Annotated in this window: 20 protein-coding genes; 19 read left to right on the plus strand and 1 reads right to left on the minus strand. The window is 56.9% G+C overall.

Annotated elements, in window-relative coordinates; genetic code table 11:
* Positions 1-161: 161 nt before the first annotated feature.
* From LE190_RS01505 to LE190_RS01515, 3 genes are all read left to right on the plus strand, one after another.
* Positions 162-872: a pseudouridine synthase gene (locus LE190_RS01505; RefSeq protein WP_225237058.1), complete on the plus strand. Its 711-nt coding sequence runs from the start codon at positions 162-164 to the stop codon at positions 870-872.
* A gap of 202 nt (positions 873-1074) precedes the next feature.
* Positions 1075-2193 (plus strand): phospholipase A, encoded by a 1119-nt coding sequence (locus tag LE190_RS01510; protein WP_225237059.1) that lies wholly within the window; start codon positions 1075-1077, stop codon positions 2191-2193.
* A gap of 76 nt (positions 2194-2269) precedes the next feature.
* On the plus strand, positions 2270-3265 hold the full coding sequence (locus LE190_RS01515; protein ID WP_225237060.1) for a fumarylacetoacetate hydrolase family protein: 996 nt from the start codon (positions 2270-2272) through the stop codon (positions 3263-3265).
* 75 nt (positions 3266-3340) lie between these two features.
* Here the strand turns inward: LE190_RS01515 and LE190_RS01520 are convergent, their stop codons facing one another.
* Entirely contained in the window at positions 3341-4480 is a 1140-nt protein-coding gene (locus LE190_RS01520) for a hypothetical protein (RefSeq protein WP_225237061.1), read from the minus strand.
* Between the two features lie 319 nt (positions 4481-4799).
* On the opposite strand from LE190_RS01520, the gene LE190_RS01525 reads away from it, so the two are divergent.
* From LE190_RS01525 to LE190_RS01600, 16 genes are all read left to right on the plus strand, one after another.
* Positions 4800-5951, plus strand: a complete 1152-nt coding sequence (locus LE190_RS01525) for an MraY family glycosyltransferase (protein ID WP_225237062.1) — start codon at positions 4800-4802, stop codon at positions 5949-5951.
* A gap of 180 nt (positions 5952-6131) precedes the next feature.
* Positions 6132-7082, plus strand: a complete 951-nt coding sequence (gene rfbD / locus LE190_RS01530; protein ID WP_225238031.1) for a dTDP-4-dehydrorhamnose reductase — start codon at positions 6132-6134, stop codon at positions 7080-7082.
* A 111-nt stretch (positions 7083-7193) separates the two neighbouring features.
* Entirely contained in the window at positions 7194-7739 is a 546-nt protein-coding gene (gene rfbC / locus LE190_RS01535; protein ID WP_225237063.1) for a dTDP-4-dehydrorhamnose 3,5-epimerase, read from the plus strand.
* Between the two features lie 312 nt (positions 7740-8051).
* On the plus strand, positions 8052-10364 hold the full coding sequence (locus tag LE190_RS01540) for a polysaccharide biosynthesis/export family protein (RefSeq protein ID WP_225237064.1): 2313 nt from the start codon (positions 8052-8054) through the stop codon (positions 10362-10364).
* A gap of 14 nt (positions 10365-10378) precedes the next feature.
* Entirely contained in the window at positions 10379-11575 is a 1197-nt protein-coding gene (locus tag LE190_RS01545; RefSeq protein ID WP_225237065.1) for a GumC family protein, read from the plus strand.
* Positions 11576-11919: 344 nt separating this feature from the next.
* Complete coding sequence (gene rfbB, locus LE190_RS01550; protein ID WP_225238032.1) at positions 11920-13017, plus strand: dTDP-glucose 4,6-dehydratase; 1098 nt, start codon at positions 11920-11922, stop codon at positions 13015-13017.
* On the plus strand, positions 13014-13928 hold the full coding sequence (gene rfbA, locus LE190_RS01555) for a glucose-1-phosphate thymidylyltransferase RfbA (protein ID WP_225237066.1): 915 nt from the start codon (positions 13014-13016) through the stop codon (positions 13926-13928). Before rfbB ends, rfbA begins: the two co-directional genes overlap by 4 nt.
* Before the next feature lie 23 nt (positions 13929-13951).
* Complete coding sequence (gene tviB / locus LE190_RS01560; RefSeq protein WP_225237067.1) at positions 13952-15229, plus strand: Vi polysaccharide biosynthesis UDP-N-acetylglucosamine C-6 dehydrogenase TviB; 1278 nt, start codon at positions 13952-13954, stop codon at positions 15227-15229.
* Positions 15230-15255: 26 nt separating this feature from the next.
* Complete coding sequence (locus LE190_RS01565) at positions 15256-16281, plus strand: SDR family oxidoreductase (protein ID WP_225237068.1); 1026 nt, start codon at positions 15256-15258, stop codon at positions 16279-16281.
* 57 nt (positions 16282-16338) lie between these two features.
* Complete coding sequence (locus LE190_RS01570; RefSeq protein ID WP_225237069.1) at positions 16339-17454, plus strand: DegT/DnrJ/EryC1/StrS family aminotransferase; 1116 nt, start codon at positions 16339-16341, stop codon at positions 17452-17454.
* Positions 17454-18152 (plus strand): WbqC family protein, encoded by a 699-nt coding sequence (locus LE190_RS01575; protein ID WP_225237070.1) that lies wholly within the window; start codon positions 17454-17456, stop codon positions 18150-18152. The genes LE190_RS01570 and LE190_RS01575 overlap by 1 nt, the downstream gene beginning before the upstream one ends.
* Positions 18149-19132 carry a hypothetical protein gene (locus LE190_RS01580; protein WP_225237071.1) on the plus strand — a complete coding sequence of 328 codons (984 nt, stop codon included), beginning with the start codon at positions 18149-18151 and terminating at the stop codon, positions 19130-19132. Before LE190_RS01575 ends, LE190_RS01580 begins: the two co-directional genes overlap by 4 nt.
* 10 nt (positions 19133-19142) lie before the next feature.
* Entirely contained in the window at positions 19143-19703 is a 561-nt protein-coding gene (locus LE190_RS01585; protein ID WP_225237072.1) for a GNAT family N-acetyltransferase, read from the plus strand.
* 27 nt (positions 19704-19730) lie between these two features.
* Positions 19731-21245: an oligosaccharide flippase family protein gene (locus tag LE190_RS01590; RefSeq protein ID WP_225237073.1), complete on the plus strand. Its 1515-nt coding sequence runs from the start codon at positions 19731-19733 to the stop codon at positions 21243-21245.
* Entirely contained in the window at positions 21245-22156 is a 912-nt protein-coding gene (locus LE190_RS01595) for a glycosyltransferase family 2 protein (protein WP_225237074.1), read from the plus strand. Before LE190_RS01590 ends, LE190_RS01595 begins: the two co-directional genes overlap by 1 nt.
* Positions 22156-22686 carry a serine O-acetyltransferase gene (locus LE190_RS01600; RefSeq protein WP_225237075.1) on the plus strand — a complete coding sequence of 177 codons (531 nt, stop codon included), beginning with the start codon at positions 22156-22158 and terminating at the stop codon, positions 22684-22686. Before LE190_RS01595 ends, LE190_RS01600 begins: the two co-directional genes overlap by 1 nt.
* Positions 22687-22733: the final 47 nt, after the last annotated feature.

A 22733-nucleotide genomic window follows, 5' to 3' on the forward strand; every position in this document is an offset into this window, starting at 1 on the left:
GTCTATCAATGAGAAGACCGCAAAGTTTGACGTTAATCAAATGAGCGCATGCATCTAACGCGGCTGCAAGGAATGCTCCACCCCCGATGGGGGCGCTGGGGATGCGTGCGGCCGTGGCGGCGCTTGGTTGGGTGCCAGCCCTTCTGTTAAAGTGGCGCCCCATGAGCAAACTTTCCCTGGACCGGATCCTGCAATCGCAGGGATTCGGCACCCGCAAATACTGCCGCGCCCTGATCGAGGACGGCGACGTGCTGGTCAACGGCACGCTCGAGGACAACTACAAGGCGACGTTCGACACCACCGACCTGGTGCTGACCGTGTTCGACGAGGAATGGCGCTACCGCGAGCACCTGTACATCGCGCTGTACAAGCCGGCCAACTACGAGTGTTCGCGAAAGCCGAGCCACCACCCGGGCGTGCTGACCCTGCTGCCGGAACAGTTCAGCTGGCGCGAGGTGCAGCCGGTTGGCCGCCTGGACCACGACACCACCGGCCTGCTGCTGATGTCGGATGACGGTCCCTTCATCCACGCCCAGTCGTCGCCCAAGCGCCATGTGCCCAAGGTCTACCAGGCGACTACCGCCGAACCGGTCACCGAGGCACTGGTCGCACAGCTGCTGGCCGGCGTCCAGCTGCATGACGAGCCGGCGCCCCTGAAAGCCGTCTCCTGCGTGCAGCGCGGCGAGCACCAGCTCGAGATCGTGCTCGAACAGGGCAAGTACCACCAGGTGAAGCGCATGCTGGCCGCCGCCGGCAACCACTGCAACGCACTGCACCGCTCGCAGATCGGCGGCCTGACCCTGGAAGCGCTGGGCCTGCAGGAAGGGGAGTGGTGCTTCCTCGAACAAGCCCAGCTGGACCTGCTCGTGTAGGGTGGGCGGGTTTCCCGCCCACGCGGTGATTGTTACCGGCTCTGTTTCCACTCCGGATGATCTTGCCGCAACGATCACCGCGTGGGCGGACAAGCCGCGCACCGTACGTGCACATCACGCCTAACGGTGCGACACCAACGCAGCTTTTCCGCGACACTGCTGTTGACAATTCGCCATGTCATGGCTGCTTCCAAAGAAAACCATGCAAGTAAAATCGCTTCCCGCAGCCCTGCTGCCGTTCCTGCTCGCCTCGCCCGTCCTTGCCCAGCAATCCGCTCCCTCGCTGACCCAGCAACTGGGTGACTGCACCCGGCTCACCGATACCAGCGCGCGCCTGGCCTGCTTCGACAGCCTGGCCGCTGCCCACGGCGCCACCGCGGCCGCACCCGCGGCGCCGGTCGCCGCTTCCGGCGCCGAGCCCGCGCCGCCGCCGATCGCCAGCGCCACGCCCGGCCAGGCGCCCACGGCCTTCCCAGCCAGGATCTTGCCGAACCCAAGCGCATCGGTCGACCCCACCGTGGAGGCGGCCGCCGAGTACACCATGGCCAGCCACTGGGAACTGGACGACAAGCATAAGCGCGGCATTTTCGTTTTCCGTCCGCACAATCCGAACTACCTGATCGGGGCGCGCACCTACAGTCCGAATGAAGCGCCCTACAAGCCCTTCCGCGCGGCCGACTTCACCGGCAAGCTGTCGCACGCCGAACTGCAATACCAGCTCGGCTTCAAGATGAAGGCGATCGAGACCGCGTTCTCGCTGCCGGTCGACGTCTGGTTCGGCTATACCCAGAACAGCTTCTGGCAGGCCGGCAACCGCGAAGCCTCGAGCCCCTTCCGCGAGACCAATTACCAGCCAGAGGTCATGCTGGTGACGCCGCTGAACGTGAGCGTGTTCGGCGCCAACCTGAAATACCTGAACCTGGGCCTGAACCACCAGTCCAACGGCCAGGCATCGAGCCTGTCGCGCAGCTGGAACCGGATCTATGCCCAGGTCGGCCTCGAGCGCGGGCGGCTGGCGCTGACCGGGCGCGTCTGGAAGCGCATCAATGAATCGCTCGAAGACGACAACAACCCGGACATCGTCGACTACATGGGCCGCATGGAGCTGAGCGGCAGCTACCGCATGGACGGGCACGAGTTCTCGGCCATGGTGCGCCATAATTTCCACACGAGCAAAAGCGCGACCCAGCTCGGCTGGGCCTTCCCGCTGGTGGGACCGCTCAAGGGGTATGTGCACTGGTTCTCGGGCTATGGCCAGAGCCTGATCGACTACAACTACTTCCAGCGCACGATCGGCGCGGGCGTCGTTGTCCAGTATTGAGGCAGCCGGGCGGCGCCCGCCGGTCCGCGGGCATGAGGCTTTACAATAGCGGGTTGCCAATACACCCTCGCTACCGATGAAACTCGCCACACTCAAGGATGGCAGCCGCGACGGCCAGCTGATCGTCGTCGCGCGCGACCTGAAGACCGCCCACGTCGCCGACGGCATCGCGCCCACGCTCCAGGCCGCCCTCGACGACTGGGGATTCATCGCGCCCCAGCTGGCCGAACTGTCCCTGCTGCTCAATGAAGGGCGGGTGGAAGGACCGGCGCGCCGTCCCTTCGATTTCGATCCCGCGCGCTGCATGGCGCCGCTGCCGCGCGCCTACCAGTGGGCCGACGGCTCCGCCTATGTGAACCACGTCGAACTGGTACGCAAGGCGCGCAAGGCCGAGATGCCGGCCTCGTTCTGGGAAGATCCGTTGATGTACCAGGGCGGCAGCGACGATTTCCTCGGTCCACAGGACGACATCGTGCTGGCCCATGAGGAATGGGGCATCGATTTCGAGGCCGAGGTGGCGGTGATCACCGGCGACGTGCCGATGGGCGCGACGCCGGACGAGGCGCACGGCCAGATCCGCCTGCTCATGCTGGCCAACGACGTCTCGCTGCGCAATCTCATCCCGGACGAACTGGCCAAGGGGTTTGGTTTCCTGCAGTCGAAGCCGGCGACGAGCTTTTCTCCGATGGCGGTCACGCCGGACGAGCTGGGCGACGCATGGCGCGGCGGCAAGCTGCACCTGCCGCTGCGCTCGACTTGGAACGGCCACCTCGTCGGGCGGCCGGATGCCGGCACCGACATGGTGTTCAATTTCCCGCAGCTGGTGGCGCACCTGGCCAAGACGCGCAATGTGCGCGCCGGCAGCATCGTCGGCTCGGGCACGGTGTCGAACAAGGATGCGTCGCGCGGTTACTCATGCATCGCCGAGCAACGCTGCCTGGAACTGATTGCCGATGGCGAGGCCAGCACGCCCTTCATGCGCTTCGGCGACACCATCCGCATCGAGATGCTAGACGAGAAGGGCAAATCGATCTTCGGCGCCATCGACCAGGCTGTGAAACGCCTGGCGTAGGGTGGGCGGGTCCCCCGCCCACGCGGTGATCGCGATCGGCTCCATTCTCGTGCCCGATGATCTCGCCGCTACCTATCACCGCGTGGGCGGCGAAGCCGCCCACCCTACGGACCAGAACGCATCCGGCGCCGCATCCCCACGCAAGTCCACATCAACCGGCCGGCTGATCCTGCGCAATACCTCCGCCGCCACCAGCCGCCCATCCGGCTCATGCAGCCGGTACCACAGCAAGGCCACCCCCGACAGCCGCAAATGCTGCCCCGTAAACAGGTTCTCCTTCACGATGCTCATGCCTTCCAGGCGCAGGTCCACATCGAGTACCAGGCTGCCCGCCGTCCGTTCGCCATACCCGAGATAGCGCGCCGTATTAAACAGCGGACTCCTGTCGCTGGCTTCCCCGGCCCTGAGCGAATCGACGAAGGCATCCACCGCCTTCAGCTGTGCCTGTGCGGCCTGGACCACGGCCGCAATCTCCTTCTTCTGCTCGCCCTTGGCCGCATCGACCAGTCCCTGCAGCTCGGCAATGCGCTGGGCGTAGGTGGCGCGCTGGGTGGCAAGACCCTGTAGGCGGCCGAGCAGCTGCTCGTAGCGCTGCCAGTCGAGTTCACCGAGGTAGCCGCCGCCGAGTCCGCTGATGCGCTCCGGACAGGCTTGGGCCAGGGCGCTGGCGAACAGGCTGCGCGCACCGTCGCCATAAGCCATTCCCGCCACGGCGACGTCGCTGCGCAGCAGGGCAGTGAGGTCGGCGCCGGCGCGTACCGTGGCCGGGACCACGGTCAATAGCGTGGGCAAGCCTGGCGCCAGCGCCACCATGCCGGCTGGGCGGGAGGCGTCGAGCAGGCGCTGCAGCGCCCGGTTTCGCTCCGCCAGCTCGACGGCAAGGCGGGTGAGGGCGCTGTCCACCGTGCGGGCCGCCACCATGCCCTGGGCCGTGGCGGGATCGTAGAGGACAGTGGGCCGGTCCCGCGGCAGGCGTTCGCACAGGCCGGCGGCCAGCTCGCGCGCCAGGTCGACAGCGCGCACCAACCCGGCAGCGCCGAACTGGCGGGTGTCGATCGTGCCGGCTAGCGGCTTCGACTGGCTCGGGGCCAGGCGCGCGAGCAGTTCGGCGCGCTCGGCTTCGGCCAGGGATTGGCGTGCCTCGGCTTCGAGCTGGCGGGTGCGCAGCTCGGCCAGGTGGGAAGATGGCTGGGCATGGGCCGAAGCGGAGTTCAAGACCAGTATCAGAGGGAGGACCCAGTACGCAGGTAACAACGAGACTGGAAGCTCAATGCGCCAGGGCAGGGTAAGACGGCAGCGAAGCGACATGTGGCTCCTACAGTCCTGTGAACGAAATATTTCCTGTAGTAAATGTAAGAAATTGTCGGAAAGATTAGAAGAAGTTTCTGCCTAGTTGATTGCGAAATATCAAGGTCCATAGAATTGCTGGATTTCTCAGGTACATGTTCGGAATACTAAGCAAGCTCATGCGTGTAGCGTAGCGAACCTGACTGAACGGTATGCGGTAAAATTGTCGAGTTAACCAAATGGTTTTATGAGCATCATTCACTATCCATTTACTGCTGTGGAGCTTGGCTTTGCCGTTTCGCTCGCCTGTTCGCTGCTGCTCGTCGTGACGACGCGCTGGCACGGACAGTTTTCGCTCGACGCAATACACGGCGTGCAAAAATTTCACGTCACTCCGACGCCGCGCATCGGTGGCGCAGCCGTCGCGCTCGGTCTATGGCTGTCGCTTGGGGCGTTGCCGGCAGAGCAATACAAGCTCCTACTGCCAGTGTTGGTTTCAGCCATGCCCGCCTTCATCTTTGGACTCGCCGAAGACGTGACTCGCAGAGTGTCCGTGCGTGCTCGCCTGCTCGCCACCATGGCCAGCGGCATCTGCTGCTGGGGCCTGACCGGCGTCACGCTGCTGCACATCGGTATTGCGCCCCTGGATGCGTTGCTGGGCTGGCTCCCGGCCTCGGTGCTGTTCACCGCCTTCGCGGTTGGTGGCGTGGCCAATGCGATCAACATCATCGATGGCTTCAATGGTCTGGCCAGCGGCACCGTCTTCATCGGTATGGCCACGCTGGGACTGATCGCGCAGAATGCCGGAGATCCCGACCTGGCCCAGCTGTGCTTTGTCGTCTGCGCTGTCACGGCAGGCTTCTTTGTCGTGAACTTTCCGTTCGGGAAACTGTTCCTCGGCGATGGCGGCGCCTACCTGCTCGGCTTTCTGCTGGCCTGGATGGCGGTGATGCTGGTATACCGTAACCCGCAAGTGTCGCCCTGGGCCGCACTGCTGGCCTGTGGCTATCCAGTCTTCGAAACCGTCTTTACCATCGTGCGCCGCGCATGGGGACGGCGTCACCCGGGTCATCCGGACAGTGCCCACCTGCACAGCCTGGTCAAGACGGTGATCGCTGCCCATTACTTCCGCGCGCTGCCGACAGCATTGCGCAATGCTGCAGTGTCGCCAATTTCGTGGGTGGTGGCGCTGGTGCCGGCGTGGATGGCAGTACGCTTCGCAGCCGAGCCGGACTTCCTGCTACAGTGTGTGCTGGCCAGCTTTTCGTTGTATTTGTCGATGTATGCCTGCCTGGCGTCGGCCCGGCGAGCGCGGCTTCGCAATGCCGAAGATCCGGCGCAGTTGCCCGCAATCGTACTCGGCGAGGCCGACACATCCTTGCTGCAACGTGGGCTGTAAGCCCCGCCGTACGTCCAAACACGCCATAATCCAAACATCGTAGGCGTACGCCTTTACCCCAGCATGCTTGCAAGCCATGACTATCCTCGTTTCCCGAGGCGCCGTTTCCATTGGCGCCAGTTTCGTGCCCGAGCGGCTCGTTCAGCATGAGGAGCGCGCTGATAAGCGCGGCGAGCTGGACTGTGCCGCCGAGCTCGCCAGCGTCGGATCATGAAGATCCTGTTGTTTGGCAAGAATGGACAGCTTGGCTTGGAACTGCGCCGTGCGCTTGCACCGCTCGGTGAGCTGCACGCGCTTGGCCGGTACGATGCCGACTTTGCCAGGCCGGACACGCTACGGGCATGCGTGCGTCGCTATCGTCCGGACGTCATCGTCAACGCCGCCGCCTACACGGCGGTGGACCGCGCCGAGCATGACGAAGCCGCAGCGCATGCGATCAACGCGCTGGCGCCGGGTGTGCTGGCCGAAGAGGCCCGCGCGTGCGGCGCCTGGATGGTGCATTACTCGACCGATTATGTATTCAACGGCGCGAAGGGAAGTGGGGCCGGCGGCGGCTATCTCGAAACCGATGCGACCAGCCCATTGTCGGCCTACGGGCGTACCAAGCTCGGCGGTGAGGAACGCATCCGCGCCAGCGGGGCGCATCACTTGATTCTGCGAACGGGCTGGGTATTCGGACGCCACGGCGCCAACTTCTTGAAAACGATCCTGCGCTTGGCGAAGGATCGACCACGGCTCGAGGTCGTAACCGACCAATATGGCGCGCCCACCGGCGCTGAACTGCTGGCGGATGCCACTGCGCTGGCGCTTTACCGCATTGCCCTCCAGCGCGAGGCGATTGAGTTGCTGTCGGGTACGTATCACGTGGCAGCATCTGGAGAGACGAGCTGGCATGCCTATGCCTGTCACGTGATTGAACGGGCACTGGCACAAGGTATGGAGCTTGCTGTGAGGGTGGACCAGGTCCTTCCGGTTGCCGCGGCGGATTGGGGTGCGCCAGCCGCACGTCCGGCCAATTCCCTGCTCGATACGAGCAAGTTCCGCACTACCTTCGACCTGGTACTGCCGGACTGGCGCGAGCACGTCGACCGCCTGGTTGCAGAAATCGCGTCGAGCGGCAGCACCATATGAGAAAGAACATGATCGAAACGAATAATGGTTCGGCATTATCCTGGCCATGCCGATGCGGGATGCTGGCCATGGACAAATTTCGATATGCGTCCTGAGCGAAAAGGTGTACTGATGCAGATTACCCGTCTGGCCATTCCCGATGTCTTGCGGATCGAACCGCAGGTGTTCACCGATGAGCGCGGATCCCTCTATGAAAGTTTCCACCAGGCCCGCTTCGAGGAAGCCATCGGGCGCAAGGTGAAATTTGTGCAGGATAACCATTCGACATCGGTGAGGAATGTACTGCGCGGTCTGCATTACCAGGTAGGGAAGCCGCAGGGAAAACTGGTTCGCACTGTGTCGGGTAGTGTCTTCGATGTCGCCGTTGACCTGCGACGTTCATCTCCTACATTTGGTCGGTGGGTCGGCGAGGTGCTCAGTGGAGAGAACAAGGCCCAGTTGTGGGTACCGGAAGGGTTTGCCCATGGGTTTCTCGTGCTGTCGGAAACGGCTGATGTTGTGTATAAGTTGACAGACTATTATGCTCCCGAGCACGAGCGTTGCATTTCCTGGAACGATCCTAGCTTGAATATTTCATGGCCGCTTACTGGTGTGTTGCGGGTCTCATCCAAGGACGAGAACGGCGCCCAGTTCACGAACGCGGACTGTTTTGCTTAAAGATTACAACTTTCCCCCATGAAGGGGGTTTCAAGTTATGTGATAGTCGGTATATAACAAAAAGTTATGGCTCGCTTTTTCTTTTGTCACATTTTCAAGCAAGATATTAAAGAGCTAATTGACAAAGATAGGCATTGTACAAAATTTATCTTTTCCCATCGCTCATCGCGCGATCTGGTTTTCTTGGGAAAATAAGTGTTGTATGTCAGGGATTTTAGCCATCCGTAACAATTTCCCGCTGTTACCATACTGCCGAGACGGATATAATTGCAGGTTATCCGACTGTTACCATCTCTCTGTTCAGAATATCAAATGTCCAAGTTCTTGCTTCGCGCAGCGGCGCTTACGCTAGCCGCCACCTCGAGTATTGCTGCTGCTCAAGAAGTATCTGCACGTGCTGACGAGATGTTTGGTCAAGAATTGACCAGCTCAGTCGCTGCCGCAACGCCAGCCGCAGCGCGCCGGGTGTCGATCTCGAACACTACCGCAGCCCAGGCTCAGGCGAGTCAGGCGGCGGCCCCTTCGATTCCCGCTGCACCGGCAGCGAACGCGGCACAGGCCAGGCCGCAGACCGAGTTCCAGAAGTTCATCTTCGACAGCGTCGGGCAGGAACTTCCTATCTTCGGCGCTAGTTTTTTCGCCAACGCCCCATCGACGTTTGCGCCCATCCTGAACTCGCCCGTGCCATCGGAGTACGTGCTCGGCCCGGGCGACGAGCTCCTGATCCGCGGGTGGGGAACCATTGATATCGACTTTCGGGCAACCATCGACCGCAATGGCACGATTTCGATCCCGACCATCGGATCGGTGGTGCTGGCAGGGGTGAAGGCAGGCGACGCCGATGGCGTCATCCGCAGCGCCGTTGCCAAGCTCTACAAGGGTGTCACCATCAGCGTGAATTTCGGGCAGTTGCGCGCGATTACCGTGTACGTGGTTGGTCAGGCGAGCCGTCCAGGCACCTATACCGTTTCCAGCCTGTCGACCCTTGTGACCGCGCTGTTCGCCAGCGGGGGGCCGAATGCCAACGGCAGCATGCGCCGCGTGCAAGTGAAGCGTGCCGGCCGCGTCGTCACCGAGCTCGACTTGTATGCCTTCATCGCGAAAGGCGACAAGTCGGCCGACGTCAAGCTGCAGGATGGCGACTCGATCTATATTCCGCCGGCTGCCGGCTACGTGGCCCTGGTCGGCAAGGTCAACAGTCCAGCCGTGTATGAACTCAAGACCGGCAGCGACACCATCGAATCGATGCTCGATTTTGCTGGCGGCACGCCGGTGGTTGCCGACCCGCGTCGCGCGTTCCTGGAACGCATCGATCCGACCAGGAACCGCCCTCGCAGTGTGGAGCAATTCGCGCTCGACTCCGCTAGCCTGAAGCGTCCGCTGAAGGACGGCGACGTGCTGAACATTACGTCGATCACGCCGGAATTCTCGAATGCGGTGATCTTACGTGGCAATGTGGATCAGCCCGTCCGGGCGCCGTTCAGTGCGGGCATGCGCGTTAGCGACCTGATCCCAAGCCGCGACTACCTGATTACCCGTGCGTCGGTGAAGCGCCAGAACGAAGTCGTATCGACCGGACAGACCGAGCGAGTCACCAACCAGCGCGCCGATACGATCGCAGCCAGTGTCGGTAACCTGATCGATGAGGTGAACTGGGACTACGCGGTGGTCGAACGCATCAACCGTAGCGACCTTTCGGTAACCCTGATCCCCTTTAACCTGGGCAACGTCTTTGCCAATCCAACTGGTGCGGACAACATCCAGCTTCAGCCAGGTGACACCGTAACGGTTTTCTCGCAACAGGATGTGGCTGTTCCGATGGACAAGCGGCGCGTGATGGTGCGCATCGAAGGTGAAGTCAAGGTGCCTGGCGTGTATCAGATGAGCGCAGGCGATACCCTGCAAAGCCTGCTGGCCAAGGCCGGCGGCCCGACCGTCAACGCTTACCTGTTCGGTACGGCATTCCACCGCGAGACCGTTCGCCGGGAGCAGGAAGTTAACCTCGAAAAAGCTGCTCGTCGTCTCGAAGCTCAGATTAACAAAGAGCAAAGTCTTGCTCTTGCCAACCAGCAGGGTTTGACTACAGTTAACCCACAAATGCTTGAAGCACAACAGCGGGCACAGGCCGCATTGGCGCGACAGAAGATCGAACAATTCCGCCAGTTAAAGCCGACTGGAAGGATTGCTTTCAATCTGGACCCTAAAGAACGTTCCTTCAGCCGCCTGCCCCAAATCAAGCTTGAAAACGGTGACCGACTGGTTGTGCCTGCAGCGCCTGCCTTCGTGCACGTATTTGGCGCGGTCAACGTGGAATCTTCCTCGCTCTGGAAACCGAATGCACGCGTCAAGGATTACCTGAATACGGCGGGAGTTACCGCTGACGCGGATATCGACCAGGCCTTCGTTATCCGCGCCGACGGTAGCGTCGTTTCGCGCGAATCGGGCGGTTGGATGTTCGGCAGCGTTGGCGGGCTTGAGGTCATGCCTGGTGACAGTGTCGTCGTTCCAGAAAAATTCGATCGCGAAACCAAATGGACAAAATTCATGAAGGGAACACGCGAGTGGGCGCAGATTTTCGCAAATTTCGGGCTGGGTGCCGCTGCAATCAAGACGTTGCGTGATTAGGATAGTGTGCAAGTATGAATGATGAAATGTTGAAAAAAACTGCGGAAAGCAATGCGAGGGATGGCGAAATCAGTCTGGTGGATTTACTAATTGTCGTCGCAAAACGAAAAAAACTAATTTTTGGCGTGCCGGTCACTGTTGCTGTTCTGTCTGCCGCCTTGAGTTTTGCGATACCGAAGACCTTCCAAGCATCGGCCAAGTTGCTGCCGCCTCAGCAAAACCAGTCGAGCGCTTCGGCACTGCTGTCGCAGCTGGGCGGCATGGCCGGCGTTGCAGCGGGAGCGGCCGGGCTGAAAAATCCAAACGATCTCTATATTGGAATGCTCAAAAGCCGTACCGTGGCGGATCGCTTGATCGCCCAGTTTGGCCTAAAGGATGTATACAAGGCCGATACGATGGAAATGGCCAGAAATAGGTTGGAGGCAAATACCAGCATTAATTCCGGCAAGGATGGTTTGATCACCATCGCGGTTGAGGGACGAGATCAGAAGCTCGTAGCACCTCTTGCCAATGCTTATGTAAGTGAACTGCTGCGCTTGACTAAAGTGCTTGCTGTAACCGAAGCTTCTCAGCGCCGCATGTTTTACGAACATCAGTTCGAGCAAGTGAAAGACAATCTGGCGAAGGCGGAGATGGCGCTGAAAGGTGCACTGAATACACGAGGAGTAGTGAGCATTGATGGTGAGAGTCGGGCTATTGTGGAAACAGTAGGGCGATTGAAAGCGCAGGTTTCAGCCAAGGAAATTCAGCTGAGCTCAATGCGCGCATTCGTTACCAATGCAAACCCCGAATACCGCCGTGCGGAGGAGGAGCTGAATGGCTTGCGCAGCGAATTGTCGAAACTTGAAAACGGTCGCGGTGCCGCGGTATCAGCCGCAAGTGAGAGCAAACCGGGCGGCCTGGAAAATATCAAGCTGCTGCGAGATCTCAAGTATCACCAGATGCTCTACGAGATGCTGGCTAAGCAGTACGAGATCTCACGCCTCGACGAAGCAAAGGATCCATCGATCGTTCAGGTTCTCGACAAGGCTATCGAGCCGGAGAGAAAATCCAAACCAAGTCGTGCGCTGATCGTGGTGCTGTCGACAATGATGTCGTTCGTGCTCGCACTGCTATGGGCATTCTTCAGCGAAAGCCACCGAAAAGCGATGCAGTCACAGGACGAAGCTGCCCGGTGGAGCGAGCTAAAATCTTATCTGAAATTCAGATAAGCCAGCGATATCAAAGTTTTACGCATAGGTCCAGACCGGTGATCCCTCCGGGTCGCCGCCGCAGAAGCGGCGCAAACATTCTTACGACAAATGGATTGGGGCGTAGTTCTTACGGCCCAGTCGGTTCAGACAGACGCCGGAAATTGCCGTCTTCGCATGTTCAATGTCCGGGCGGCAGTGGTTCGACTCAAGATTGTGACCCATGTCGGGAAAGCGACAATAACAGCTGTGTTGACTTGGACCAGGCCGGCCTGGTGTGCTTACGTTTTGCCTGTCCAACCAGGCTGAATACGCCGAATCTTGACGTGCATGAACGTTGAAACGCAATCTTCTTGGGTTTAGAAATGATTTTAGTTACTGGCGGTGCCGGATTCATTGGATCAAATTTTGTGCTTGACTGGCTTGCACAAAGTGATGAATCCGTAATTAATCTCGACAAGCTCACTTATGCGGGAAATCTCGACAACCTGAGCACTATTGCTAATGATTCACGACATATTTTCGTGCGCGGTGACATTGGCGACACGGCCCTCGTCGGCAGCCTGCTGGCGGAATACCGCCCACGCGCGGTCGTTCATTTTGCCGCTGAAAGTCACGTGGACCGTTCCATCCTCGGCCCTGCCGCGTTTATCGAAACGAATGTAACGGGTACATTCAAGCTGCTCGAGGCGGTGCGCGCTTACTGGAACAGCCTGCCCGCGACCGAGGGCAGCAGTTTCCGCTTCCTCCACGTTTCCACCGACGAGGTGTACGGTTCGCTGGAGCCGGATGCCCCGCCTTTCACCGAAACTACGGCATACGCCCCCAATAGTCCATATTCGGCCTCCAAAGCAGCCTCGGATCACCTGGTTCGTTCCTACCATCACACCTATGGCCTGCCGGTACTGACTACTAATTGCTCCAATAACTATGGTCCCTACCATTTTCCGGAGAAGTTGATTCCCTTGATCCTGACGAATGCCAGGGCCGGCAAGGCCCTGCCTGTGTATGGCGATGGGCAGCAAGTACGCGATTGGCTCTATGTGGGCGACCATTGCGCGGCGATCCGCCGCGTGCTGGCGGACGGCCGCGTCGGGGAGGTATATAACGTTGGAGGTTGGAACGAAAAGACGAACCTGGATGTGGTGCGTAGCCTGTGCACCATGCTGGACCTGCTTGACCCGAAGCAGCCTGGCATGGATGGAGCGGTACACAGCTATGCAGAGCAGATAACCTTCGTTGAGGATCGCCCGGGTCATGACCGTCGCTATGCGATAGATGCACGCAAGCTTGAACGCGAACTTGGCTGGCGCCCGGCCGAAACTTTTGAAACCGGCATCGAGAAGACCGTGCGCTGGTATCTGGCCAACGAAGAGTGGGTTCGCAACGTGCAGTCGGGAGACTACCAGAACTGGCTGGAAAAGAACTACGCTGGCCGAGACCAGCGAAAGGAGCGGCCATGAGTGCCAACGCATTGCCCCGCAAGGGGATTATCCTGGCCGGCGGTTCCGGGACCAGGCTCTATCCGGTGACTGTCTCTGTTTCTAAACAGCTCTTGCCGGTCTATGACAAGCCGATGATCTATTATCCTTTAACCACGTTAATGTTGGCAGGGATTCACGACATCCTGATCATCTCGACGCCGCAAGATACGCCGCGTTTCCAGGAAATGCTGGGTGACGGGCATCAGTGGGGACTGAACCTGAGCTATGCAGTGCAGCCGACGGCAGACGGACTGGCGCAAGCTTTCATCATCGGCAGGGAGTTCGTCGGTAATCATCCTTCCACCCTCATCCTGGGCGATAACATCTACTACGGCCATGACTTCGAGGCGCAGTTGCGTCGTGCTGCCGACCGCAGCAGTGGAGCAACTGTGTTTGCCTACCGCGTACAGGATCCAGAGCGCTATGGCGTAGTCGAGTTCGACGAGCTACGGCGCGCGATCAGTATCGAGGAGAAGCCCGAGCAGCCAAAGTCCAACTATGCACTGACAGGTCTTTATTTCTACGACAGTTCTGTATGCGACATCGCAGCACAGGTAAAGCCTTCTCCGCGTGGAGAGCTGGAGATTACTGACGTGAATCGCACTTACCTCCAGCGCGATCAGCTCAACGTCGAACTGATGCGGCGTGGCATGGCCTGGCTTGATACAGGCACCCACGACTCATTGCTGGAAGCAGGCCAGTTTATCGCCACCATCCAGCACCGGCAGGGGCTGAAAGTAGCCTGTCCCGAAGAAATCGCCTACCGCAAAGGCTATATCACTGCTGCCGAACTGGAAGCGCTGGCCCAGCCCCTCAAGAAAAACGAATACGGTCAATATCTGCTGCGACTGCTTTACGATTCCGCGGCCGATCCCCTGATACTCAAGTAATAGGTTTTACTAAAGAAATCGCCATGCAACTCACAAACAATACCCGCATCGCCATCATCGGACTGGGCTACGTCGGCCTGCCTCTGGCCGTCGAGTTCGGGAAAAAGTACCCAACTACCGGTTTCGACATCAATCAAGGCCGTGTACAAGAACTGAAGAACGGTGTCGATCACACCCTGGAAACCGACTCCCACGAGCTAGAAGCGGCCAAGCTGCTTGGCTATACGACGGATGCCGAGGATCTGCGCGAAGCTACGGTCTACATCGTTACCGTACCCACTCCGATCGACGATTACAAACAGCCGGACCTAACGCCACTGCGAAAAGCGTCCGAAACGCTCGGCAAGGTGATCAAGAAAGGCGACGTCGTCGTCTATGAGTCGACCGTGTACCCGGGCGCGACCGAAGAGTATTGCGTACCTGTGCTCGAACAGGTCTCGGGCCTGGTATTCAACCAGGACTTCTACATCGGCTACAGCCCCGAGCGTATCAATCCGGGCGACAAGGAGCACCGCCTTACGACCATCATGAAGGTGACTTCGGGCTCGACCCCGGAAGTGGCGGATTTCGTCGACGCGCTCTACGGCAGCATCATCGAGGCCGGCACCCACAAGGCGTCTTCGGTCAAGGTGGCTGAAGCCGCCAAAGTCATCGAGAACACCCAGCGCGACCTGAACATCGCGCTGATGAACGAACTGGCGATCATTTTCGCGAAGCTGGACATCGATACCGAAGACGTACTCAAAGCCGCGGGCACGAAATGGAACTTCCTGCCGTTCCGCCCAGGGCTGGTCGGCGGTCACTGCATCGGGGTCGATCCATACTACCTGACCCACAAGGCAGAAGCCATTGGTTACCATCCGCAAGTCATCCTCGCCGGACGTCGCATCAATGACGGTATGGGCGCCCATGTCGTTGGCCGACTCGTGAAACACATGATCAAGCGCCGCATCCAGGTCGATGGTGCGCACGTGCTGGTCATGGGCCTGACGTTCAAGGAGAACTGCCCGGACCTGCGTAACACGAAGGTCGTCGACATCATCAATGAGCTCAAGGATTACAACATCAACGTCGATGTCTATGACCCATGGGTGAGCGCGGAAGCCGCGCAGCACGAATACGCCATCACCCCTGTCCAGGCGCCTGTGCAGGGTAAATACGATGCGGTCATCATGGCTGTCGCGCATCGCGAGTTCAAGGAAATCGGCGCCAGCGGATTGCGCGCACTGGGCAAGCTCGAGCACGTCCTGTTCGACCTCAAATATGTGCTGCCTAAGGGCAAGGCGGACATCCGTCTCTGATCTACATGCCAAGTGACTGTAAATCCATGAATCGTTTTGATACCGTCCAACAAGAACTGCGCGCCCAGCCGAAGAAATGGCTGATTACCGGCTGCGCAGGCTTTATCGGTTCCAATTTGCTGGAAACCCTACTGAAACTCGACCAGAGCGTCGTCGGGCTCGATAGTTTTGCGACCGGCCACCAGTGTAACCTCGACGAGGTGCGCGAGATCGTTGGCGCCGAGCGTTGGTCGCGATTTAACTTCATCGAAGGCGACATTCGCGACGTCGCGGCCTGCCGTGCCGCAGTGGCCGGTGTCGACTATGTGCTGCACCAGGCTGCATTGGGCTCGGTACCGCGTTCGGTCAAGGATCCGCTGACGACCAACGACGTCAACATCAGCGGTTTCCTCAATATGCTCGACGCCGCCAGGAATGCCAACGTGAGCTCATTCGTCTATGCCGCTTCGAGCTCGACGTATGGCGACCATCCTGGCCTGCCGAAGTTTGAAGACCGAATCGGTAATCCATTGTCGCCTTATGCCGTCACCAAATACGTCAACGAACTGTACGCAAGCGTTTTCGCACGTTGCTACGGTTTCAAGGCAATTGGACTTCGCTACTTCAATGTGTTTGGAAAACGCCAGGATCCGCATGGCGCCTATGCAGCCGTGATCCCGAAATGGATTGCTGCAATGCTTGCGAACGAAGACGTCATGATCAACGGCGACGGGGACACGAGCCGCGACTTCTGTTTCGTCGAAAACGCAGTTCAAGCAAATTTGTTGGCCGCAACGACTGCCGAGGAAAACAAGGACGAGGTGTATAACGTCGCCGTAGGCGATATGACCACTCTGAATGAACTTCTCGGACATCTCCAGTCCGTCCTTGCCTCGCATGGTGTGGTCTACGACAAAGCTGCGGTCTATCGCGCATTCCGCGAGGGAGACGTACGGCATTCGCAGGCGGATATCGGGAAAGTGTCGCAGCGCCTGGGCTATGCACCGACCCATCCAATCCGCTCAGGGATTGAGACCGCGATGCCGTGGTACCTGTCGAATCGTCTCAACTGATCAAACCCGCACCAGCAGTGGCGCGCAGGTTCTGCTCCTGTGCGCAATGAGAACACTATGAACAATACGAAACCGATCTACGTTACCCAGCCGCACCTGCCTCCGCTGGAGGAGTTTTATCCATACCTGGAAAAGATTTGGGAAAACAAGATCCTGACCAACGGCGGTCCTTTCCACCAGCAGCTCGAGCGCGCATTGTGCGAATACCTGGGTGTCGAGCATCTGGCATTGTTCAGCAATGGCACGATCGCACTGGTCACAGCGCTGCAAGCGCTGCGTGTTACCGGTGAGGTGATCACAACGCCATATTCATTCGTCGCAACCGCGCATTCATTGCTGTGGAACGGTATTAAACCAGTGTTCGTGGATGTCGATCCAGTGACGCTGAACCTGGATCCCGCCAAGATCGAGGCCGCGATCACGCCGCAAACGACGGCGATCATGCCGGTGCATTGTTATGGCAATCCTTGTGACGTCGAGGCCATCCAGAAGATCGCCGATAACTACAACCTGCGCGTGATCTACGACGCCGCACATGCATTTGGTGTGCAGACCCAGAACGGCAGCGTATTGAAATACGGCGACCTTTCGGTGCTGAGCTTCCATGCGACCAAGGTCTTCAATACCTTCGAGGGCGGTGCAATCATCTGCCCCGACGCGAAGACCAAGCTGCGTATCGACCAGCTGAAGAATTTCGGTTTCGTCGACGAGCTGACGGTCGTCGCGCCTGGCATTAACGGCAAAATGAGCGAAATTAACGCGGCTTTTGGCATGCTCCAGCTGCAGGGCGTCGACCAGGCGATCGCACGCCGCCAGGAGATCGACACCATGTACCGGCGCCTGCTCAAGGACGTTAAGGGCATTCACTGCCTGGACGATGCGGGTCAGGAGGTATCCAATTACTCCTACTTCCCGATCCTCGTGAAGGATGGCTATCCCCTCGACCGCGATGCGCTGTTCGAAAAACTGAAAGATCATTTGGTCTTCGCGCGCCGCTACTTCTATCCGTTGATTTCCGACTTTCCGATGTACCGCGGCCTGCCCTCGGCGAACTCCGCCAACCTGCCGATTGCAAACAGGGCAGCGAAGCAGGTGCTCTGCCTGCCGATCTACCCGAATCTGGGCGACGATGACGTCGAGCGCGTAGCAAACCTCATCATCGGGGACGACTAATGAAACTCGCGATCATGCAGCCCTATTTTTTTCCATATCTGGGGTATTTTCAGCTGATTGCTTCGGTCGACAAGTTCGTATTCTACGATGACGTCAATTTCATCAAGAATGGATGGATCAACCGGAACCGCCTGTACCTGGCCGGCGCCACGCGTTATATCACCGTGCCTTTGGCTGGTGCCAGCCCGTTTCTAAAAATTAATGAAATTCAGGTGCAGCAGGGCGAAGGCTGGCGTCGCAAGATTGCTGAAAGCGTTCGCCACTCCTACTCGCGTGCGCCATATTTCGCCGAAGTCGGCGAACTTCTGCATCGCGTGCTGTTCTCGAGCGAGACGAAAATTGGCGACACGGCCAAGGCAAGCATCACCGAAGTGTGCGCCTACCTCGACCTGGCGCCGGAGTTCGTGGCAAGCTCGACTGTCTATGGCAACGCGCAGCTAACTGGTGCAGAACGGGTTCTGGATATCTGTGCGCAGGAAGGCGCCCGGCACTACTACAACCCTCCCGGAGGGCGCGAGCTGTACAACGACGAGGAATTCAACGCGCGTGACATCGGACTGCACTTCATCCATCCGGAGCTTAAACCTTATCCGCAATTCGCAGAGCAATTCGAGCCGGGCCTGTCGATCATTGATGTGCTAATGTTCAATGATCGCGAAACTGTCAAGGCGATGATCCAGACCGGAGAGCGGCCGTGAGCCAGCACGCGATCGGCGGCTACTTCGAGCTTCCCCTTGTGTCGCAACAGGAGCAGATATTGCCTCAAGCGGCGCGCTTTCAATCTGCACGGTCGGCCTTCCTGACCTTGCTGCGCCTCGGGAAACCGCGTCGCGTATGGATGCCCTATTACTTGTGCGACTCGATGTATGCGCCTTTGCGCGAGGCCGGTGTCCCTTGGCAGTCATATTCCCTGTCCGAAGCCTTTGAGATCGCTGGTGAGCCCGATGTGCGTGAGGGTGACTGGCTTTACTACGTCAATTACTTTGGTATTTGCGATGGAAAGATCGATGCCTTACTGCATCAATACAACCCGCAGCAAGTTGTGCTTGATCACTGCCAGGCTTTTTATAGCCAACCCAGGTCCTGTCTCGCTAATATCTACTCTCCGCGAAAATTCTTCGGAGTACCCGACGGTGGGTTGCTCATCACTGCGCTGCCTGTCGAAGAACCGGCGCAGGAAGATACGGAATCGATTGCCCGCGCAAGCTATCTGCTGAAGCGCTTTGCTGACACACCAGAGGCTGGCTATGGCGACTATCAAGCATCCGAGCGGTCCTTGGACAACATGGAACCGAGGCGGATGTCGCGCCTGACAGAAAAGCTGTTGTCGTCGGTATCGCTGAAAGACGTCATGGAAAGGCGCAATGCAAACTTTGGGTATCTGCAACAGCGACTGTCGGAATGGAATCGTTGTGCTATACCCGAAACCGTCAATGCTCCTCTTTGCTATCCGTTGCTTGTCAAGTCTCCAGGTCTGCGTGAGCATCTGATCGGGCAACGCATCTTTGTTCCCAAATACTGGCCGGATGTACAGAATTCAGTGGAAGAGGGATCGGTTGAACACGTTTTTACCAACTGCCTGCTACCGCTGCCATGCGACCAACGTTATGGAGTTGAAGACATGATGCGGATTGCAGACACCTGTATCGATTACATCAATCGAAACTGCAACAGTTAAAAGAGAAACTATGAACATTCGCGGAAAAATCGTAACCCTCCGGGCTCCGGAACTAGCGGACGTGGAAAAACTGAGCAAGTGGAGCAATGATCCGGAAATCTGGAGCATGCTCGGGGGCTGGCATTTCCCGTTTTCTAGTCGTTCCACGGAAGAATGGGTAAAGGGCCGAAAAGATGGCAACCTGATCGACCACGTGTTCTGTATCGATACGCCCGAAGACGGCATGATCGGTACGGCCAACCTGGTGAATATTGACTGGAAAAACAAGAATGCTTTCCACGGCATGATGATCGGGGAATCCAACTTGCGCGGCAGGGGATATGCGCTGGATACCGTGTTCGCCCTCATGCGCTACGCGTTTATGGAACTCGGCCTGAACCGGCTTGATGGCGACATGATCGCCTATAACGAGCGTTCAATTCGGTTCTATCTTGAGAAATGCGGCTGGAAGCAAGAGGGTATCCGACGCGACTGGTTTTTCCGCAATGGACAGTTTTATGACAAGGTTGTTGTCGGGGTTACCCGCAACGATTATCTGGCTGCATTAGAAGCTAACAAATATTGGGACTAATCCCAGCAACAAGTAATTGGTTCTTCCTTGTCTCTCAAATCTAATATCCTCGCGAATTACGCAAGCCAGATCTATGTAACGCTGATCGGTATCGTTATGGTTCCCGTGTACGTCCAGTACATGGGGGCAGAGGCGTATGGCCTTGTCGGGTTCTTTACGATGCTCCAGGCATGGTTTCAGTTGCTCGATATTGGCCTGACTCCAACCATGGCCCGTGCGACTGCGCGTTATAACGGCGGTGCAATCGATCAACGCAGCTTAAGGCAACTCCTGCGTGCACTTGAAGGGATATTTGTCGGTGTTGCTTTTGTCGGAAGTATAGCAATTCTGGTCGGAGCGAACAAAATCGCTGCCGAATGGCTTCAGGTGCAGCACTTAGCCGTATCTGAAGTGCGTGAAGCAATTGTCCTGATGGGCTTTATCGTCGCATTACGATGGGTCTCAGGACTTTACCGCGGCGTCATTAGCGGATTTGAGAAAATGGTCTGGCTGAGCGGTTTTAATATCGCGATGGCGACAGCGCGATTTGTTCTGATCATCCCTGTTTTTCTTTTTGTAGGATCCGAACCGGCACACTTCTTTAGCTACCAGCTGTTACTTGCCGTGCTTGAATTGTCTATACTGATTTATAAAGCATATAGCTCACTGCCAAAGGGAGTTCAGGAAAACGGGGCGAGGTGGTCTTGGGGGCCGTTACGCGGAGTACTAAAGTTTTCGCTTAGCATCGCTTTTACAAGTTCAGTATGGATTCTAATTACACAGACTGACAAATTGGTCTTGTCGAAGTTATTGCCATTGGCAGATTACGCATATTTTACGTTAGCGGTGCTCGTTGCTGGAGGCGTTATGGCATTAAGCGGGCCAATTAGTTCAGCGCTTCTTCCCCGGTTAACAAGGATGGCCGCTATTAACGATGACGTTGGCCTGACAAAACTCTACCGTGGCGCCACGCAACTGGTAGGAGTGGCGACAATACCGGCGTCGCTGGTTTTGGCATTATTTTCCGAGCAAGTGCTCTGGGCCTGGACCGGAGATATTGCAATAGCACGTGCCGCTGGTCCTGTCTTGCAACTTTATGCATTAGGCAACGGTATTCTTACTTTAGCAGCATTTCCGTATTATCTCCAATATGCAAAAGGCGACATGCGTTTGCATCTCATTGGAAACGCTGTCTTTATAATTATGTTGATACCGGCATTGATCTGGGGTACTGCCAAATATGGGGTTATTGGTGCAGGTTACGCTTGGCTGATTTCTAATTTTTTGTATTTCATTCTGTGGGTGCCTAAGGTGCATAATCGCTTCTACAAAGGCTTACATTTCAATTGGTTGACGTCAGACGTTACTAAACCGATCCTTGTCACCAGTTTGGCTGCGCTTGCCATAAGGTCAATAGTAGAGTGGCCTCAAGATCGCGCTTTGATGGCAGTATCTTTAGTGGTTATAGGAATCTTCCTTCTTTTAACGACGGCAGTTACATCAAAACAAATTCGAGCACGTCTCGTTAGCTCATCACGTGCTCTTTTGCTTAAGAAATATTAATGGATACAAGAAATCGTCCAAAAGTGTCGGTATGCATCGTCACTTACAATCATGAAAAATATATCCGAGGCTGTTTGCAGAGTCTCGTTGATCAGGCAAGGAATTTTCTCTTCGAGATTGTTATCGCTGATGATTGTTCAACTGATAATACGCGTTGTATCGTCCAAGAGTATGCTAGAAAGTATCCAGACATAATTCGAACATTTTTTCACGAAAAGAACATCGGCCCGGCAAAAAATTACGTCTTTGTTCACGAACAGGCGGTAGGCGAATATATTGCGCATGTGGACGGGGACGATTATGCTCTGCCCGGAAAACTTCAGATGCAGGTAGATTATCTCGACAGTAATCCAGAGTGTAATATTGTTTGGCATCGCATGCGGTTGTTAAACGTGGCTAAAGACTTGTTGGTCGATGATCTCATCGACATTTCGTCTCTTCCGAAAACAAGATTTGATCGGGGTGATATTCTTCGGTTTATTACAATCGGAATGAATAGTTCAAAAATGTATCGGGCAAATGTACGGGATTTTCCGCTGCCGATTTTCCCTGTTGTAGACTATTTTATTAATGTTGAACAAGTTGGTAGCGGTTATGCAGCTTTTGTAGGTACAGAGCCTTTAGGAGTTTATCGGGTAGGTGGGGGAGTGGCGTCTGCAGGTAATTTGACCAGGATCGTTCTCCGTGACTCATTTTTGTATTTTTTGTCGAAATACCCGAAGCACGCAAAAGACATCGGTGTTGCAGCTTTTGTCTTGTTCGTTGCTGCACTTAAGAATAAACAGTGGTCCAATGTTAGGTTATTCGGTAGTGTAGTTCTAAAGACATTTAGGTTAGAGACTATGTCACTTATTCTGTCGAGCAGGAAAATGGTATCAATGTTGAAATTGCCTGTCGATGTCAGGAGGTGATGGTGAGCCTAAAATTCTTTGTAAGCGATCTGAAAGCTGCAAGTCGGTCTAGCAATTTTCTCATCAACGCCAAATGGTTTTTGTTGAATCATTCGATTCACATTGTCTTTTTTTACCGCCTTGGGCAGTCGGCAGCGCGAGTGCCGATTTTTGGTAAATTACTCCGGTTTGTCGTTGAGTACGCGATAAGAGTGTTGTACGCAAGCGATATTTCTTGTCTTTCAAAGATTGGAGAAGGCTTAATTATTGTTCACGGGCATGACATCGTTATTGGAGCTGACGTTGTCATAGGAAGGAACTGCAAGATATTCAATGGCGTAACTCTTGGAAACAAGGACATAGAGCAGTCCAGCAAGGGCAATCAGCCAACGCTTGGTGATCATGTGGTCCTGTCAACAGGAGCTAAATTGCTTGGACCGATAGAGATTGGATCCTACGTGACTATCGGGGCAAACAGCGTTGTTCTGAACGACTGTCCAAGTAGGTCAGTTGTTGTAGGAGTTCCAGCAAGAGTTGTGAAGAAGATCTGAGTTAACCTTGCTGCATTGCACTTGATCTAGGCGATTGGTAGCATGGG

This window comes from Massilia hydrophila (genome assembly GCF_020208145.1).
Taxonomy (GTDB): Bacteria; Pseudomonadota; Gammaproteobacteria; order Burkholderiales; family Burkholderiaceae_D; genus Telluria; species Telluria hydrophila.